General features: G+C 46.3%; 15 protein-coding genes. 13 read left to right on the top strand and 2 right to left on the bottom strand.

Annotation, left to right across the window (positions count from 1 at the left end):
* Nucleotides 1-7 precede the first annotated feature (7 nt).
* From Ami103574_RS10605 to abc-f, 10 genes are all read left to right on the top strand, one after another.
* On the top strand, nucleotides 8-1,405 hold the full coding sequence (locus tag Ami103574_RS10605; RefSeq protein ID WP_163066988.1) for an aldehyde dehydrogenase: 1,398 nt from the start codon (nucleotides 8-10) through the stop codon (nucleotides 1,403-1,405).
* Between the two features lie 193 nt (nucleotides 1,406-1,598).
* Nucleotides 1,599-3,035 (top strand): amino acid permease, encoded by a 1,437-nt coding sequence (locus Ami103574_RS10600; RefSeq protein ID WP_163066987.1) that lies wholly within the window; start codon nucleotides 1,599-1,601, stop codon nucleotides 3,033-3,035.
* Between the two features lie 68 nt (nucleotides 3,036-3,103).
* The gene (locus Ami103574_RS10595; RefSeq protein ID WP_163066986.1) at nucleotides 3,104-4,369 is read left to right on the top strand and encodes an ATP-binding protein; all 1,266 of its coding nucleotides are present in this window, start codon (nucleotides 3,104-3,106) and stop codon (nucleotides 4,367-4,369) included.
* Nucleotides 4,370-5,224, top strand: a complete 855-nt coding sequence (locus Ami103574_RS10590) for a DNA-binding domain-containing protein (protein WP_163066985.1) — start codon at nucleotides 4,370-4,372, stop codon at nucleotides 5,222-5,224. It abuts the gene before it with no gap.
* 445 nt (nucleotides 5,225-5,669) lie between these two features.
* Nucleotides 5,670-7,136 carry an amino acid permease gene (locus tag Ami103574_RS10585; protein WP_163066984.1) on the top strand — a complete coding sequence of 489 codons (1,467 nt, stop codon included), beginning with the start codon at nucleotides 5,670-5,672 and terminating at the stop codon, nucleotides 7,134-7,136.
* A gap of 125 nt (nucleotides 7,137-7,261) precedes the next feature.
* Complete coding sequence (locus Ami103574_RS10580) at nucleotides 7,262-7,450, top strand: hypothetical protein (RefSeq protein WP_163066983.1); 189 nt, start codon at nucleotides 7,262-7,264, stop codon at nucleotides 7,448-7,450.
* Between the two features lie 84 nt (nucleotides 7,451-7,534).
* Nucleotides 7,535-8,017, top strand: coding sequence for an RrF2 family transcriptional regulator (locus Ami103574_RS10575; protein ID WP_246213128.1), 483 nt, complete (start codon nucleotides 7,535-7,537; stop codon nucleotides 8,015-8,017).
* A gap of 54 nt (nucleotides 8,018-8,071) precedes the next feature.
* Nucleotides 8,072-9,976 (top strand): acyl-CoA dehydrogenase family protein, encoded by a 1,905-nt coding sequence (locus tag Ami103574_RS16250; RefSeq protein WP_163066982.1) that lies wholly within the window; start codon nucleotides 8,072-8,074, stop codon nucleotides 9,974-9,976.
* A 45-nt stretch (nucleotides 9,977-10,021) separates the two neighbouring features.
* Nucleotides 10,022-11,224, top strand: coding sequence for an FprA family A-type flavoprotein (locus Ami103574_RS10565; protein ID WP_163066981.1), 1,203 nt, complete (start codon nucleotides 10,022-10,024; stop codon nucleotides 11,222-11,224).
* A gap of 330 nt (nucleotides 11,225-11,554) precedes the next feature.
* The gene (abc-f, locus tag Ami103574_RS10560) at nucleotides 11,555-13,033 is read left to right on the top strand and encodes a ribosomal protection-like ABC-F family protein (protein WP_163066980.1); all 1,479 of its coding nucleotides are present in this window, start codon (nucleotides 11,555-11,557) and stop codon (nucleotides 13,031-13,033) included.
* 37 nt (nucleotides 13,034-13,070) lie between these two features.
* Here abc-f and Ami103574_RS10555 read toward each other — a convergent pair whose 3' ends face one another.
* Both Ami103574_RS10555 and Ami103574_RS10550 read right to left on the bottom strand, forming a co-directional pair.
* Complete coding sequence (locus tag Ami103574_RS10555) at nucleotides 13,071-13,259, bottom strand: DUF6774 domain-containing protein (RefSeq protein ID WP_163066979.1); 189 nt, start codon at nucleotides 13,257-13,259, stop codon at nucleotides 13,071-13,073.
* A gap of 13 nt (nucleotides 13,260-13,272) precedes the next feature.
* Nucleotides 13,273-13,983 carry an ATP-binding protein gene (locus Ami103574_RS10550; RefSeq protein WP_163066978.1) on the bottom strand — a complete coding sequence of 237 codons (711 nt, stop codon included), beginning with the start codon at nucleotides 13,981-13,983 and terminating at the stop codon, nucleotides 13,273-13,275.
* 129 nt (nucleotides 13,984-14,112) lie between these two features.
* On the opposite strand from Ami103574_RS10550, the gene Ami103574_RS10545 reads away from it, so the two are divergent.
* From Ami103574_RS10545 to Ami103574_RS10535, 3 genes are read left to right on the top strand one after another with little or no spacing between them, the layout of a single operon-like run.
* Nucleotides 14,113-14,787, top strand: a complete 675-nt coding sequence (locus Ami103574_RS10545; protein WP_163066977.1) for a Crp/Fnr family transcriptional regulator — start codon at nucleotides 14,113-14,115, stop codon at nucleotides 14,785-14,787.
* A 16-nt stretch (nucleotides 14,788-14,803) separates the two neighbouring features.
* A complete protein-coding gene (locus tag Ami103574_RS10540; protein WP_163066976.1) occupies nucleotides 14,804-16,300 on the top strand; it encodes a sensor histidine kinase in 1,497 nt (498 codons plus the stop codon).
* The gene (locus tag Ami103574_RS10535) at nucleotides 16,260-16,958 is read left to right on the top strand and encodes a response regulator (RefSeq protein ID WP_163066975.1); all 699 of its coding nucleotides are present in this window, start codon (nucleotides 16,260-16,262) and stop codon (nucleotides 16,956-16,958) included. Before Ami103574_RS10540 ends, Ami103574_RS10535 begins: the two co-directional genes overlap by 41 nt.
* Nucleotides 16,959-16,980 lie beyond the last annotated feature (22 nt).

Below are 16,980 nucleotides of genomic sequence, written 5' to 3'. Positions count from 1 at the left end.
CAGGCGCATGGAGAGGGAATGGACGAGAACGGATGTGAAGGGGCTTTTAAGCCGTCACCGCCGGTATTTTGATACGAAGGCAACTAGAGCTGTAGATTTCCGATTGCGGCAACTGAAAGCCTTGAAACAAGGATTAAAAAAGCATGAGGAGGCTCTTTGTGAGGCCTTAAAGAATGATTTGGGCAAACACAGCAGCGAAAGCTACATGACTGAAGTGGGCTTTCTCTATGCCAGTTTGTCAAATGCAATCAACCATTTAAAAAAGTGGGACAGGCCTCAACGAAAGCAGACGCCCCTATTCTTGATGCCAGCCAGAAGCTATGCTGTCCGGGAGCCTTACGGCACGGTGTTGATTTTAGGTGCTTATAACTATCCAGTTCAGCTGTTGCTGGAGCCCTTAATTGGCGCCATAGCAGCTGGCAATACTGCCGTGCTCAAGACGTCGGAATTGGCAGCCCACACGGCTGCCGCTCTCCGGCAAATGATAGAAGATACTTTTGAGACAGACTACGTGACTTGCCTGGAAGGGGGACCGGAAACAGGGGACGCACTGGTTCACAGTGCCTTCGACTATATCTTCTTTACAGGCAGTGAATCCGTAGGACGGAAGGTGCTTCAGGCAGCTGCGGAAAATCTAGTGCCGGTGACCTTGGAGCTGGGAGGCAAGAGTCCTGTTATCGTAGATGAATCGGCTAATTTAAAGGCGGCGGCCCGGCGGATTGTCTGGGGAAAGCTGCTTAATGCCGGACAGACCTGTGTGGCACCGGATTACGTGCTGGTTCACCAGTCCGTAGAAGAAAAGCTGCTGGAACAGATGAAAAAAGCAGTGCGGAAATATTATGGTAAGAATGTAGAAAAAAGCCGGGACTACGGCCGTATCATTGACCGACGACAGTTTCAGCGTATTTCCAAGCTAATTGCATTGGAGAAAGATTCTCTGTTTTTTGGAGGCGGCAGCAATCCGCAAACGTTGTATATTGAGCCCACCATCCTGCGTCTGGCAGGCTGGGACCATCCTGTTATGGAGGAGGAGATCTTTGGACCGGTGCTGCCGGTTATTGCGTATGGAGAACTGGAGGGAGCGATAAGCCGCATTCAGCAGCGACCGAAGCCCCTGGCTTTGTATCTGTTCACCAGAAGGAAGAAGGTCGAAAAGAAAGTGATTAAGGAGCTTTCCTCTGGCGGGGCTTGCATCAATGATACAATTCTGCATCTGGCAAATCACTGGCTGCCCTTCGGCGGAGTAGGCCGGTCGGGCATGGGCAGTTACCATGGGCAGCAGAGTTTCCATACGTTTTCTCATGAGAAAGGGGTGCTGAAAAAACCAGCTTCTCTGAATAATACCTTAGCTTATCCGCCTTTCACCAAGGGAAAGCTATGGCTGGTGAAACGGTTTCTCCGGTAAACAGGGACAAGCGTGAAATCATAAATAAGAGCAAAGTAATACAATCTCGATGGCAAGTTCGTCTGTCGAGATTGTTTTATTTTAAAAAAATCCTAAGAAATCCAGCATTAATGAAGCCCCTCGAAGATTTTTGAAGCCACCCTCTATAATTAAAAAAATGCTCTATGGAGCAAGAAAGTATGGAGGAAATAATATGGAACCAAGTACGAAACAATTAAGTGAAGTCGCAGAAGCCATGAATAAGTCCAAAGGCCTGGAACGCAATTTTTCTAGCAGACATCTTCAAATGTATGCCATGGGTACAACCATTGGCACCGGCATATTTCTGGCTTCCGGATACGTCATACACAGTGCAGGTCCAGGCGGCGCTGTAGTGGCTTATCTTTTTGCATCACTGATTATGTGGCTGATGATGTCCTGTCTGGGCGAATTGGCTGTAGCCATGCCAGTGGCTGGCAACGTGCAGGCTTATGCCACAGAGCTGATTAGCAAGGCTATGGGCTTTACTACAGGCTGGATGAAGTGGATTAGTTGCGCAGTTACCGTTACTGCTCAGATTGTGGCATCCTCAATCATCATGAAAAACATCTTTCCTGATGTGAACTCTCTGGTATGGACGGTACTCTTCACCCTATTACTGATTGTACTGAACATTTTACCTTCCAGACATTATGGAGAGGTAGAATTCTGGTTCGCCAGTATCAAAATCATTGCTGTTATTCTTTTTGTTATTACTGGTATTGGAATTATCACCGGAGTCATAGGTGGCGAGCGCATTGGTTTTACCAATTTTGTCAACGATGGGGGTGCCTTCCCCAACGGCTTTTCAGCCATCCTAGCCTCGATGCTTTCCGCTATTTTCGCCTTCGGCGGGTCTGACCTGATTGCGACGGCAGCAGGAGAAAGCAAGGATCCCGGTGTAGAAATGCCGAAAGCAATTAAGGGCTTTCTGATCAGCATCACCTCTTGCTATGTAATATGCGTTATTCTCATCGGTTGTGTAATCCCTTGGAGAGAAGCTAATCTGGCTGGCAGCCCTTTTGCCTATATGTTTGAAAGTGCTGGCATCCACTCGGCTACACTGATTATCAACATCATTGTGGTGACCTCGGCATTATCTTCAGCTAACGGATTCCTCTACGCTAGTACCCGAACCCTGTGGTCCCTAGCCAAGCACGACCAGGCGCCAAAGATTCTGGCCAAGACGAATAAGAAAAAGGTTCCGGTTTATGCTTTGGCTATCTCAATTATGTTTGCAGCTTTTGCCATCGTATCCAGCTTTGTAGCGGCCCACACGGTGTACCTGTTCTTGATTTCTCTGCTGGCCAGTATCGACATCCTTGTCTACGGCGTAGATTGTGTCTGCCAGATGCGGTTTAGAAAGCGATACATAGCGGCGGGAAACAAGGTAGAGGACTTGAAATATCGAACGCCATTTTATCCACTTACGCCAATCTTGGCGATTGTTACTTACTGTATCATCATTGTAGCCATGGTTTTTGATCCGACAGAACGGCTGGCTATCCTCTTTGGGTTGCCGCTGACAATCATTTTGTATGTAGGATATCGGCTGGTGACTGGTAGAAAAAAGGCAAACCAGGAGAGTCTTGAACCAGAAAGAATAAGATGATAAAATATACGTGGAAGCACTGGAAAGTTCTTCCACGTTTTTCTGAGTAAAAACTTTTAGGAGGCAGTATGAAGAGGAGAAAACAGGCTTTTATTACAGCTGCGTGTGTATCCATCGGTTCTCAGCTGTACATCAACGTATTTTCGGACGGCTTTATTATTGCCTTGGCTGTGGTCATCTTTGGTATTTGTCTTCATCTGTTTCAAGATGTGCACCCTTTGAAGCTAGCGATTCTGACGGGGATTTGTTCTCCTTGTTTCCGGTTTCTGGTGTTGTGGACAGCCACAGGAGATATGGGTAAGGCAGCCAGAGATGCTTTGCCGGATATGATTTTCTATTTTGCTTTTGGTATTTTATACTTCTTGCTGTATTATAGGAATACGAATAAAAACTACACTGCTTTTTGGACAGCCCTCGTCCTGGGGGATGCCTTGGGCAACTCCGCGGAGCTGTCTGTGATGTATGGTCTCACTTATATGAATTTGACTATACTGGGCACCCTGCTGACCATTGCTATGGTTCGGGCTACTATGACGCTTGCTGTTTGTCTGGCCATGGATCAATATAAGTCCTTATTGAAAAAAGAGGAGCATGAGCTTCGTTATAAAAAATTAATGGTCATGGCTTCTGTCTTTGATAGTGAAGTGTATTTCATGAAAAAAGGTATCTTTGAGATTGAGGATGTGATGAAGAAGGCCTATCAGCTGTACCAGCAGATGGATGATGATGTGTTTCCTCAGGAATTCCGCACGTTGGCCCTTGATATTGCTACGGATGTTCACGAGATCAAAAAAGGCTATATCCGGGTGATAAAGGGGCTTCGGGATAATTTTCTCACAGACATCAAGATTAACAGCTTAAATATCAAAGACCTCGTAAGTATTTTGTCCACCGATATGGAGGACCTCATCCGGCATGAAAATAAAGCAATTCAGTTTAAAGTGAAGGTGTATAGCAATTTCACCGTCAACGAGCATTATTATCTCATGTCTATCTTGAGAAACTTGGTAATTAACAGCATTGACGCCATCCCGTATGAAAAGGAAGGGCTGATTACCTTAGAGCTGTTGAAAATAGACGGACAGTCCTATGTATTCCGAATTACGGATAATGGGTCTGGCATCAAAGAAGAAGACTTGGAGATCATCTTCGTCACGGGGTATTCCACCAAATTTGATGAAACCACCGGGGACATCAACCGGGGGTTGGGACTTGCTTTGGTAAAGGATTTGGTGGAAGTTCAGTTTGATGGCCGCATTGCCGTGGAATCCAGGGAAGGAAGCTTCACTAAGTTTGAAGTGTGGATTCCAGCGGCCAAGTTTCAGGAGGAGTAAATGAAATATTACATTGTAGATGATTCTTTAAGTGTAGTGAAGATTTTAAACCACATCGTGGAGGAACAAGGGCTGGGCGAGGTGGTTGGCATATCTACGGATGCCGAAGAGGCGGTAAAAGATATCCTGGTGGAGGAACCGGATATTGTCTTGGTAGACTATCTCATGCCGCGGCAGGATGGTCTTTCGCTGGTGCGTCAAGTTCGTCAGATGAAACCGGGGATTTACTTTATCATGATTTCTCAGGTTTCCGACAAGGACATGGTGACGGCGGCCTATCAGGAGGGCATTCAGTTTTTTATCCGCAAGCCGATTAATTTAATCGAAGTGGTCAGCGTCCTGCGAAATGTCAATGAAAAGGTGGAGCTGGAAAGCACCTTGGGAGGCATCCGGGAGATGATTTCAGAAAAGGCAGCCATACAGCAGGAGGGCGTAACGGTTCAGTCGGAGAAAGAGCGGCGTTTAAAAGCAGTTCGGTATCTGCTGGGGGTTTTAGGTATGCTGGGTGAAAACGGTACCGGGGACATTCTGGCCATCTGTCAGGAATGCTTGTCCGGTTTGGGCCTTACCGTTAAGGAAGGAACGGCTCAGTACTGTCGGAAGAAGGGGGAAGACTCCAAAATGGTCAAGCAGCGCATTCGGCGGGCCGTGAAAAAAGGCCTGCGGAACATTGCGGCCATGGGTGTAGAGGATTATTACAACGAGATTTTTCAGAATTATCATCACGTGGTCTTCGACTTTGAGAGTATTCGAGCGGAAATGGACTGTATCCGGGGGAAGCGGTCTGATGGGGGCAAAACCAATGTAGATAAGTTTATGGAAGGTCTTTTGGTATTTAGTGAAATGAAGGAATAGCTAAAAAGCCTGTCGAGGATCCAGCGTTCCCTGATGAAAGTTTTTACAGGGGACAGGAACATCGACAGGCTTTGTATTTATTTACCAACGCCTACAGCAGCAAGATCGACTTCGTCTATTTCGGTCGCAGTCTCTGAAAAGAGCAAATAGGGCGATCCAGCAACAAGGATGACACATATGACAGCACCTCCTTCTCTGGTAGTTTATAGTATGCTTAAACCGCAGAAAAGTGAACTGTTTACCGCAAAAAAATCAAGAACTTGTACATTTAGACAGGAGCTGTTTAAAAATTTGTAATTTTTACAAAAATAGATATCAGAGCACCATTTTAATTAAAATATGTTATAATATATCTGTATTTTTCAAAGTTTAGGAGAAGGAGGGCAGTTGTTAGATTTTTATTATTTAGAGGAATATTTTTTGTAGCAAATAAGGAGACCTTAAAATGAGTGAAAAACAAGAAGAAGGTTTAAAACGATCTTTAAAAGCAAGACACATGAACATGATCGCTATCGGTGGAGCCATCGGTACAGGTCTGTTCGTAGCTCTTGGCGGATCGTTGAGTGAAGCTGGACCGGGCGGAGCACTGCTGGCCTATGGTGTAATCGGTATTATGGTTTATTTTTTAATGACTAGTTTAGGGGAAATGGCTACGTTCATGCCTGTTTCCGGCGCATTTGAAACTTACGCAACAAAATTCGTAGATCCTGCCTTTGGTTTTGCATTAGGCTGGAACTATTGGTACAACTGGGCTATCACTGTAGCAGCTGAGCTGGTTGCTGGTGCTTTAGTAATGAAGTTCTGGTTCCCAGATACACCGTCTGTTATTTGGAGTGGACTATTCTTAGCCCTTCTGTTTGGCTTAAACTTTGTCTCAGCTAAAATGTATGGGGAGAGCGAGTTCTGGTTTGCAGGAATTAAGGTAGTTACCATCATTATATTCTTAATCGTTGGTCTTTTGATGATCGTTGGTATCATCGGCGGACATTCCACTGGATTCAGCAACTGGACCGTTGGAGACGCTCCGTTTGCAGGTGGTATTATGGCTATCATCAACATCTTCATGATTGCTGGATTCTCTTTCCAGGGAACAGAGTTGGTAGGTGTTGCTGCTGGTGAAACAGAAAACCCAGAGGAGAACGTGCCAAAGGCTATCAAGACTGTATTCTGGCGTATTCTGATTTTCTACATCGGTGCGATTATCATCGTAGGTTTTGTACTGCCGTACAATGACCCGAACCTGTTACACGCTTCTGGTGAAGTAACAGATATCGCAATCAGCCCGTTCACACTGATCTTTGAAAGAGCTGGTATCGCTGCTGCCGCTTCCATCATGAACGCTGTTATCTTAACATCCGTTCTGTCTTGCGGTAACTCTGGTATGTACGCTTCCACTCGTATGCTGTATGCTATGGCTGTGGAAGGCAAAGCACCGAAGATCTTCAAGAGCGTTAACAAGGCTGGAGTTCCAATCCCGGCACTGCTTTTGACTACAGCTATTGCTGCACTCTGTTTCTTGACTTCTATGGCAGGAAGCGGAACAGTTTACATCTGGTTAGTAAATGCTTCTGGTCTGGCTGGCTTCATCGCTTGGCTGGGTATTGCTATCTCTCACTACAACTTCAGAAAGGCATTTTTGGCTCAGGGCCACAGCTTGGATGAGCTGAAGTTTAAGGCTAAGTGGTATCCGCTTGGACCTATTCTGGCTATGTTACTTTGTCTAGTTGTTATTGCTGGACAGGGTATGTCCGCATTTTCCGGTGAGACTATCGACTGGTTAGGAATCCTTGTAGCATACATCGGTATTCCACTGTTCTTAGCACTGTATCTTGGTTACAAGATCGTAAAGAAGACTAAGAAGGTAAACCCAGCAGAAGCTGACATGTCTAAGGACTATGCAAAAGCAGAGTAATTAATCTCTCAACTAAAAGCACATAAGACGACGACATAGAAAGGAACCGTTCACAAGACGGTTCCTTTTTCTATAGGTATGATTGCCTGAAATTTGCTTATACTAAAGGCCGTGGAGGTGATTATATGGGAATGCAAACGGAAGATTATCTGAAAAAGGCGTTGCTGGATACCCAGGAACGGGTACGAGATTTTAAGACATACTCTTCAAAATTAGAAGGAGATGACTTAAAAAGCTTTTTTCGAGACTATTCCTTATCCGAGGGCATGCAGGCTCGAAGGATGCAGGAATATTTGGAATCCATGAAGCACTAAGGCAAAGCACCCTGATATCTTTGAGAAATCAATGATGGCAGGGTGTTTTTTAGTTGTATTAAAGAAAATTTTGTAAATTTAATCTTGACAATAATAGTCCAGAATACTATCATAAGAGGTATAAAAGATGATGAAAAGGAGGGAAGGACGCTGCTGATTACCAGAGAAACCGATTACGCCCTGCGTATTTTGAGGGCTCTAGCGGATGGAAAGCTGTTGAACTCGGCTGCCATATGTGAGCAGGAAGCGCTGCCTCAGCATTTTACCTATAAGATTTTAAAAAAGCTGAATAAGGCTGGGGTTATCCGCATACTCAGAGGAGTGGAGGGCGGCTGTCAGCTGACTGCTGACCTCAAAATGTTATCCCTATATGATTTGATTTCTATTACAGAGGGACAAAGAGCTATAAGCAGCTGCATGGAAGCTAATTTTCAGTGCCAGTGGCAGCAGAAATTTGGCTCCAGATGCCAGATACATCAAAACTTGCAGGTTATACAGAATTCTTTAGATCAACAGTTAAAGACCTACAGCATCTATGACATGCTGTTTAAAGAAAAAAGCTGTTAGAGAACGGCGCAGGAGAGATGATGCGCTGTACGTTTGTAAAAGGGAGGATGGAATATGTTGTTTAAAACCACAGAGGAGCATGAAGCCCTGCGGGCCAGAATTAGAGAATTTGCGGAGACGGAGCTAAAGCCTCAGACCTTTATGCTGGATCAGGAAAATCAGTTTCCAGATGATATCATCAAACAGTTGGGACAGATGGGGGTCTTAGGGATTCCTTATCCGAAGGAATACGGCGGCATGGGCCTGGACATCATCAGCTATGCTATAGCCGTAGAGGAGCTGGCTCGGGTAGACGGCGGTACCGGTGTTATCCTTTCGGCTCATGTGTCCTTAGGGGCCTGGCCGATCTTTGCCTATGGGACCGAAGAACAGAAACAGAAATATCTGGTGCCGTTAGCTAAAGGGGAAAAAATCGGTGCTTTTGGATTGACCGAACCCAACGCCGGCAGTGATGCAGGCGGTACGGAAACGACGGCAGTGCTGGAAGGAGACCATTACATATTAAATGGGGGGAAGATTTTCATCACCAACGCCGGTAAGGCTGACACCTATGTAATCTTTGCCGTTACCACGCCGGACATTGGTACCAGAGGAATCAGTGCCTTTATTGTAGAGAAGGGCTGGGAAGGTTTTACCTTCGGCGACCATTATGACAAGATGGGTATTCGTTCTTCGGTGACGGCAGAGCTGATCTTTAATGATGTGAAGGTGCCGAAAGAAAACTTGTTGGGGGAGGAAGGCCAAGGCTTTAAGATTGCTATGTCCACTTTGGATGGAGGACGTATTGGTATCGCCTCTCAAGCTTTGGGTATCGCGCAAGGGGCTTTTGAGAATGCTCTGGAATATTCCAAGGAGCGGGTACAGTTTGGCAAACCCATTTGTCAGCAGCAGATCATTTCTTTCAAGCTGGCAGATATGGCCACCAAGCTTCACACCTCTCGACTGCTGATTTACAGTGCGGCAGATTTGAAAGAGCACCACGAGCCTTATGGTCTGGAATCGGCCATGGCCAAGCAGTACGCCTCCGACTGCTGTTTGGAAATCGTCAACGATGCTTTGCAGATTTTTGGCGGTAACGGCTATCTGAAAGGGATGGAAGTAGAGCGGGCCTACCGAGATGCCAAGATTTGCACCATTTATGAAGGCACCAATGAAATTCAGCGGGTAGTTATTGCCTCCCACATCATCGGCAAGATCGCGAAGGAAGAAGTTCGGCCTGCTGCTAAAAAAGGTGCCCTGACTGGTGTCCGCAAGAAGATGATTCTCAAAGAGGGAACGGCGGCGGAACGGGTGGACTCCTTAGTAGAAGCGTTAAAGGGCGATGGCTATGACTTTACGGTAGGCATCGACCTAGATACCCCGATTTCGCAAGCAGAACGAGTAGTCAGTGCCGGCAAGGGCATTGGGGAGAAGAAAAATATGGAACTGATTCGGGCGTTAGCCCTACAGGCCGGAGCTGCTGTTGGGTCCTCTCGTCCGGTAGCAGAAACTTTGAAATACCTGCCGCTGAACCGTTATGTGGGCATGTCTGGCCAGAAGTTCAAGGGCAACTTGTACATTGCCTGCGGCATATCAGGGGCGGGGCAGCACCTGAAAGGCATCAAGGAAGCTACCACGATTGTAGCTATTAATAACAATGCCAATGCACCGATTTTCAAGAATTGTGATTATGGCATCGTCGGCGATGTTATGGAAATCCTGCCGTTGTTGACGGCTGCCCTGGACAACGGAGAAGCGAAAACGCCGGCACCTCCTATGAAGAAGATGAAGCGAGCGATACCGAAGAAGACCGATCCGGGCTGGAAGACCTACGTGTGCAGCGGCTGCGGCTATGAGTACAATCAGGCTGTGGGCGATGAAGAAAACGATATTCGACCGGGTACTGCCTTTAAGGAATTACCGGAGGAATGGACATGTCCAGATTGCGGAGAAGAAAAGACCAATTTTATAGAAGTCTAATATACTATTTTTCATAGAAAATATGCTTGAGTAAGGAGGAAAGAAATGTATTGTGTTAGAAATGTAACGGATAATCTGTACTGGGTGGGCGCCAATGAGCATCGGTTGGCCCTTTTTGAAAATATTCATCCGATTCCTAGAGGGGTGTCCTACAATTCTTATTTGCTTTTAGATAAGCAGACCGTGTTGTTCGATACGGTGGATTGGGCTGTTTGCCGTCAGTTTTTAGAGAATGTAGAGCACGTGCTGGCTGGAAGAACCTTGGACTATGTTGTCATCAATCATCTGGAGCCAGATCACGGAGCTTCCCTGGAGGAAATTCTGATTCGCTACCCAAAAGTCAAAATCATCAGTAACGAAAAAGCTTTTATGATGATGCGGCAGTTCGGCTTTTCCATTGATGGGCGAATCGACGAGGTAAAGGAAGGCGATACCAGAAGCTTCGGGAAGCATACGGTGACTTTTGCAGCTGCACCGATGGTTCACTGGCCGGAAGCTATGGTCACCTTTGATACGACAAATGGCGTGTTGTTTGCGGCGGATGCTTTTGGTTCCTTTGGCGCATTAGATGGCAAATTGTTCAATGATGAAGTGAATTTTGATCGGGACTGGATTGATGATGCTCGGCGGTATTACACTAACATTGTGGGCAAATACGGGCCTCACGTGCAAGCCCTGCTCAAAAAGGCTTCCGGCCTGGATATCAAAATGATTTGCCCCCTTCATGGCCCTGTTTGGCGCAGTGATTTAGGATATTTCATCGATAAATACGACAAGTGGAGTCGGTATGAGCCAGAGGAAAAAGGCGTGTTGATTGTTTACGGCTCCATGTACGGCAATACGGAAAGCACAGCAGAGCTTCTGGCAACTAAGCTGGTGGAAAAAGGGATAACCAATGTATCTATGTATGATGTATCCAAGACCCACGTGTCTTACTTGATTTCAGAAACTTTCCGCCTAAGCCATCTCGTGCTGGCCTCGGTGACTTACAACCTGGGTATATTTCCGCCGATGCACAATTATCTCATGGATATGAAGGCCTTGAATGTGCAAAATCGGACGGCAGCCATTCTGGAAAATGGCTCCTGGGCGTGCAAATCCGGTACCTTGATGCAGGAATTTCTGGAGTCAAATATGAAAAAGATTGGGGTGCTGGAGGAGAAAGTCACGTTGAATTCCGCTTTATCCACAGACCAGCTGCCTGATTTGGACGCTCTGGTCGACAGCCTGATCGAATCCATGAAATAGGCTTGCTTTGCAACCTATAGTGTGGTAAGCTGGTGGAGAATTAAAAAAGATAGGAGTTGAAAAGATGCGTAATTTTTCTTGCTAATTTTATTAAGCATAATAAACCTTTGAATATGACTTGTGTCATACCGCCTGTTTTGTTGTGCTTCTGCAAGAAAGTTATTCGTGTTTTCCATTTCATTCTCATATAGGACGGGTTACTCTTCCCTGGATGTAAGCAGGGAGTCGTTTCGCGATATTTAATGAGCTGCAAGGATGAACTTTCTTGCAGCTTTTTTTCGCCCTGAGGCGAAGAAATTTTTTATATCTATGAATACGGGAGGGTAACGGATGTCTTTAATAAACATTTCTAATTTAACTTTTGCCTACGATGGCAGCTACGATAATATTATTCAGCAGGCCAGCTTTCAACTTGACACGGACTGGAAGTTGGGTTTCATTGGAAGAAATGGCAAAGGAAAGACGACTTTTCTCAAGCTGTTGCTGGGACAGTACGATTATAGCGGCAAAATTTCCGCCAACGTGGAATTTGACTATTTTCCTTATGAAGTGGCGGATGAGCAGCTCATAACAATGGAGGTCATCGACGAAGTTTGTGGCCCGTATCAACAGTGGGAGCTGGTACGGGAACTGTCTCTTTTACAGGTGGACGATGAGGTGCTGTGGCGTTCCTTCGGTACGCTTAGCCACGGGGAGCGGACTAAGGTTCTGCTGGCGGCCCTGTTTTTAAAAAGCGGTCATTTTCTGCTGATTGATGAGCCCACGAATCACTTGGACAGGGAAGCCCGGGAACTGGTCTGTAATTATCTGAATAAGAAAAAAGGCTTTATACTGGTCTCTCACGACCGATTTTTGTTGGATAACTGCGTGGATCATATTTTGTCCTTCAACAAATCTGATATTCAGGTGTGCAAAGGCAATTTTTCTTCTTGGTGGGAAAATAAAGACCGGAGAGACAACTTTGAATTGGCCCGGCATGAAAAACTGCAAAAAGATATCAAGCAGCTAGGGGCATCTGCCAGACGAATGGCAGATTGGTCTGACCAGGTAGAAAAGACCAAAGTAGATACAAAAAATTCCGGCTTGAAGGTGGATAAGGGTTATGTTGGGCATAAGGCGGCTAAGATGATGAAGCACGCTACGGCAGTGGCGAATCGACGAGAGGCAGCTATCGAAGAAAAGTCCAGACTGCTAAAGAATATCGATAGTTCGGACAGCTTGAAGATTCACCCCTTGACCTTTCACACCAGTAAATTGTTGGAGCTGGAGAACGTCTCAATCTTTTATGAAGGCAGGACGGCCTGCCAGCAAGTCCGCTTTAGTCTGCAGCAGGGAGAGCGAATTTCACTCAAGGGTAAAAATGGTTCAGGAAAGTCCAGTCTTTTCAAGCTGATCTGTGGAGAGCCACTTTGTTTTAAAGGAAATTTTCGGCGGGAAAGTCAGTTGAAAGTCTCGTATGTGCCCCAGGACAGCTCTTTTCTACGAGGAAGTTTGACAGACTATGCGAGGGAAAGTCAAATTGACGAGAGTCTCTTTAAGACAATCCTACGGAAGTTGGACTTTTCCAGGGTGCAGTTTGAAAAGGATATGGCGGATTACAGCGGGGGCCAGAAGAAGAAAGTTCTGATGGCAAAGAGCCTTTGTGAGCAGGCACACCTGTATATCTGGGATGAACCGCTGAACTATGTGGATGTGATTTCTCGCATGCAGATTGAAGAACTACTCTTGTCCTATGCACCCACGCTGCTTTTTGTGGAACACGATTCGGTCTTCTGTGAGAAGATTGCGACCAGGCAGATCGAGTTATAAGAACTAAAAAGACCGTCGGCTTGTGGCTGACGGTCTTTTAACAGGCTAGATCAGCCTCTGAATCTGGCGGAGACTCGGAGGCCTCCTTGATGACCGCTATGGTGGCCAGGGTATCTCCCAGTTGGGTCAACATAGCGGCCAGAAGGCCAAGTTCATCTGCCGATTTGTCTTCTGCAATGATGTTGGCGACAGCAGTAATGAATACTGTGACCTGGCATGACGTCATGGCATACACCTCGTTATATCAGTATACGCCCGTCTGTAGAGATGGTTACCACCTGCCATGGAATCATTTTACCGCTGTTCATCAGAGCTTGCTTGACAGCGTTCTCAATACCGCCGCAGCAAGGTACTTCCATGCGCACCACTTTGACGCTTTTGATGTTGTTGTTCTTGATGATTTCGGTCAGCTTTTCGCTGTACTCTCCGGCATCTAGTTTTGGGCATCCGATGAGGGTCACGTGGTTGCGGATAAACTCCTGGTGGAAGTTGCCATAGGCGAAGGCGGTGCAGTCTGCCGCAATCAGCAGGTTGGCCCCGTCAAAGTAAGGAGCATTGATTGGCACCAGCTTAATCTGAACCGGCCACTGGGAAAGCTGAGATTCCATGGTTGCTGCTGGGGTAGGCGCAGGGGCTGCCTGGGCAGCAGGCTGGGTTCGGTGGAAGGCCTTGGAGTGGGTACCTGGACAGCCGCAAGGCAAATCTGGTTGTTTGTCATCTTTCTTGGCCAGTACAGCGGCTTCGTCGTAAGCTGCCGCTTCCCGCTCTTCAAAGGCGATGGCATCTGTAGGGCAGACTGGCAGGCAGTCTCCCAGGCCGTCACAGTAGTCATCACGAATTAATTTGGCCTTGCCGTCAACCATGGCAATGGCTCCTTCATGACAGGCTTCTGCACACAGTCCACATCCGTTACATTTTTCTTCATTAATCTTTATAATCTTTCTAATCATCTTTATATCCTCCATATTTCTAAAAAATCATCCTATATTGTGATTTGGTGAATTGTCATTGACTTTATGTGCTTATACTACTATACTACAACCAGAGAATCTGTTGTTTTTACAACAAAGAGGTGAAAAATGAAAAAATATTTAAATATTTTAAAGCATAACCCCTTGTTCGCCAACATGACGGAGGAAGAACTGCCGATCATGCTGGACTGTCTGATGGTCAAGGTACGGGATTTCAGCAAGAATGAGATTATTCTCATGGCGGGGGATCGAATCGATCGAGTAGGTATTGTAGTGGAAGGCAGTGTGCACATTGTCAAGGAAGACATTATGGGCAATCGTACCATCATTGCACATATCGCTACTGGACAAATCTTTGGCGAAGCTTTTTCCTGTGCTTCCACCGAAAAGCTGCCAGTCACTGTCATGGCCAGCGTTAACTGCACGATCATGTTTATTGACTATAATCGCATCATCAATACGTGCAGCAATGCCTGTCTTTTTCATCACCGGCTGCTGGAAAACATGCTGGGCATATTGGCCAGAAAGAATATTATGCTCAACAATAAGATTGAACATATGTCCAAGCGGAGCACCCGGGACAAAGTCCTGTCCTATCTGTTTGAGCAGACCCAGCAGCAGGAAAGGCGAAGTTTTAAGATTCCTTTCAACCGACAGGAGCTGGCAGACTACCTCTGTGTAGACCGAAGTGCCCTGTCCAACGAGCTGAGCAAGCTGCGGGAAGAAGGCATTTTGGAGTTTAACAAGAATGAATTCAACCTCTTAATGGATGAATTCCATTGAGTTTTAAGGAGAAGACATGAAAGAAACCAGGACGTGGAAATATCTTTTTATCTGCCGAGTGCTGTTGATTGCTGCCATGATTGGCGGGGCTTCAGTCATCAGTTACGGATTGCAGTACATGGGCTTGTCAGAGACCAATATCGTACTGGTTTACTTGTTGGCTGTGCTGTTGACCACCTGGGCAGCATCGGAATATATAACGGGTATCGCCGCCTCTATCGCGGCGACCTTTATTTTTCATTATTTCTTTACAGAGCCTTTTTTTTCTGTGTCTGAAAACAACCTCAGTTATGGGATGACTTTTGTCATCATGATTACTACGGCGCTGATAACCCGGTCCCTGACCTTTAAAATGAAGGACAGCACCAGGGAGGCCAGAAAGAAGGAAGCGGAGGCAATGGCTCTTTACAGCCTTAATACCCGTTTAACTGGGGCCAGCGACATCGGTGATATGGCACAGATTGCTGCCAGCGCGGTGAGTCTGAGCTTTGATTGTGAGGCGGAATGCCTGTGTTTCTATCGGTCAGATCAATATAAAAAACTCCGGATACGGATGGAAAACCTGGAGGCTGCTTGGGATCAAGGTAAAAAATTTTGGGATTGGCCTATTTATGGCAATGAAGAGCCTTTAGGGATGATTCGCATTCCAGCTACCAAGGGTCGAACTATGGACGAGGAACAAAAGAATCTTCTGCAGGTGATGATTGAAAGCATCGCTTTGGCTATGGATCGGTGGCAGGCTTCACAAAAGCAAATGGCAGCTGATGCAGAAATCATTCAGGAACGGTATCGGACCAATTTGCTGCGGTCTGTTTCTCATGACTTGCGGACACCATTATCAGGCATCATTGGCACATCGGAAATGCTGTTGGATCTGATTCAGCCATCTGATGAAAAATACCAGATGATAAAAGGGATATACAATGAAGCGGACTGGCTTCACGGTATGATGGAAAATATTCTCAGCTTGACTAAGCTTGAGGATGGCCAGCTGCTCATCGACAAGGAGCAGGAAGCTGTGGAAGAAATTGTAGGCGGGGCGGTATCCCATATCGGCCGACGCTTTCCCGAATATGAGATTAAGGTGGAAGTGCCTCCAGAGCTGTTGCTTATTCCGATGGATGGAAAGCTTATCCAGCAGGTGCTGATGAACCTCCTGGATAATGCCGTGAAGCACACCCCTAAGGAGGGTGAAATCTGCGTATCGGTAACAGCAGACCCGAAGAGGCAAGAGGTGATTTTTACCGTTCGAGATCAGGGAGAGGGCATTAAAAGCGAAGAATTACCCCTATTGTTCAAGCCTTTTTTCACCTCCAGAGGAAAGCTGGCGGATGCACATCGGGGTACTGGCCTGGGGCTAACCATTTGTGAGGCTATCGTTAAAGCTCACGGAGGACGTATGGAGGCTGGAAACAGCTCCGATGGCAAGGGGGCCGAATTTATTTTTACACTGCCGATGGAGGTGAAGAAGGATGAACAGTCAAGACACTTGCATTCTAATCGTCGAGGATGATGTGCAGATTCGAAATTTTATTGCCTATACTTTAAAGGGAGAAGGCATTCAGCCCGTACTGGCAGGAAGTGGTAAAGAAGCCTTCAGTCTGCTGGAGTCTCAGCAGTTTGATCTGCTCCTTCTAGATTTAGGCCTGCCGGATATGGATGGCAGCCAGATTATTCAACAGGTTCGGAAAAACTCCGACATACCTATTCTGGTCCTGTCGGCCAGAGATCAAGATCGGGAAAAAGTATCCACCTTAGATTTGGGAGCTGACGATTACCTGACCAAACCCTTTTCTTCTGCAGAACTGCTGGCTCGAATTCGGGTGGCGCTTCGCCATATGAGCAAATGGAGCAGGGAAAAAGAAGAGACGGCTTTTCAGGTGGGAGAGTTGAAGATTGATTTGGATAAGAGGCTGGTAGAATTGTCAGGAGAGCAGATTCATGTAACCCCTATGGAATACAACTTGTTGGCATTGTTTTTTAAACACATTGGTAAGGTATTAACTACAGGTTATATTTTAAAACAGGTCTGGGGGGTGGATTATTGCAGTGACACCCAGGCGCTGCGGACCTTGATGGCGGCATTGCGGCGCAAAATCGAGAAGAACCCGGCTAAGCCTCGGTACATCATGACGGAGGTGGGGGTAGGATATCGGCTTATAGACGAGTAGATGTCCCAAGGATTATCAAGAA

The sequence above is a fragment of the Aminipila butyrica genome (assembly GCF_010669305.1).
GTDB lineage: Bacteria > Bacillota > Clostridia > Peptostreptococcales > Anaerovoracaceae > Aminipila > Aminipila butyrica.
This window is presented reverse-complemented; position numbering and strand designations above follow the sequence as displayed.

What these genes read in the sequence shown, in the direction of transcription:
- Ami103574_RS10585 (WP_163066984.1), top strand. Translation starts at nt 5,670, where the DNA reads ATGAGTGAAAAACAAGAAGAAGGTTTAAAACGATCTTTAAAAGCAAGA.
- Ami103574_RS10580 (WP_163066983.1), top strand. Translation starts at nt 7,262, where the DNA reads ATGGGAATGCAAACGGAAGATTATCTGAAAAAGGCGTTGCTGGATACC.
- Ami103574_RS10535 (WP_163066975.1), top strand. Translation starts at nt 16,260, where the DNA reads ATGAACAGTCAAGACACTTGCATTCTAATCGTCGAGGATGATGTGCAG.
- Ami103574_RS10600 (WP_163066987.1), top strand. Translation starts at nt 1,599, where the DNA reads ATGGAACCAAGTACGAAACAATTAAGTGAAGTCGCAGAAGCCATGAAT.
- Ami103574_RS10540 (WP_163066976.1), top strand. Translation starts at nt 14,804, where the DNA reads ATGAAAGAAACCAGGACGTGGAAATATCTTTTTATCTGCCGAGTGCTG.
- Ami103574_RS10590 (WP_163066985.1), top strand. Translation starts at nt 4,370, where the DNA reads ATGAAATATTACATTGTAGATGATTCTTTAAGTGTAGTGAAGATTTTA.
- Ami103574_RS10565 (WP_163066981.1), top strand. Translation starts at nt 10,022, where the DNA reads ATGTATTGTGTTAGAAATGTAACGGATAATCTGTACTGGGTGGGCGCC.
- Ami103574_RS10555 (WP_163066979.1), bottom strand. Translation starts at nt 13,259, where the DNA reads ATGACGTCATGCCAGGTCACAGTATTCATTACTGCTGTCGCCAACATC.
- Ami103574_RS16250 (WP_163066982.1), top strand. Translation starts at nt 8,072, where the DNA reads ATGTTGTTTAAAACCACAGAGGAGCATGAAGCCCTGCGGGCCAGAATT.
- Ami103574_RS10595 (WP_163066986.1), top strand. Translation starts at nt 3,104, where the DNA reads ATGAAGAGGAGAAAACAGGCTTTTATTACAGCTGCGTGTGTATCCATC.
- Ami103574_RS10605 (WP_163066988.1), top strand. Translation starts at nt 8, where the DNA reads ATGGAGAGGGAATGGACGAGAACGGATGTGAAGGGGCTTTTAAGCCGT.
- Ami103574_RS10550 (WP_163066978.1), bottom strand. Translation starts at nt 13,983, where the DNA reads ATGATTAGAAAGATTATAAAGATTAATGAAGAAAAATGTAACGGATGT.
- Ami103574_RS10545 (WP_163066977.1), top strand. Translation starts at nt 14,113, where the DNA reads ATGAAAAAATATTTAAATATTTTAAAGCATAACCCCTTGTTCGCCAAC.
- abc-f (WP_163066980.1), top strand. Translation starts at nt 11,555, where the DNA reads ATGTCTTTAATAAACATTTCTAATTTAACTTTTGCCTACGATGGCAGC.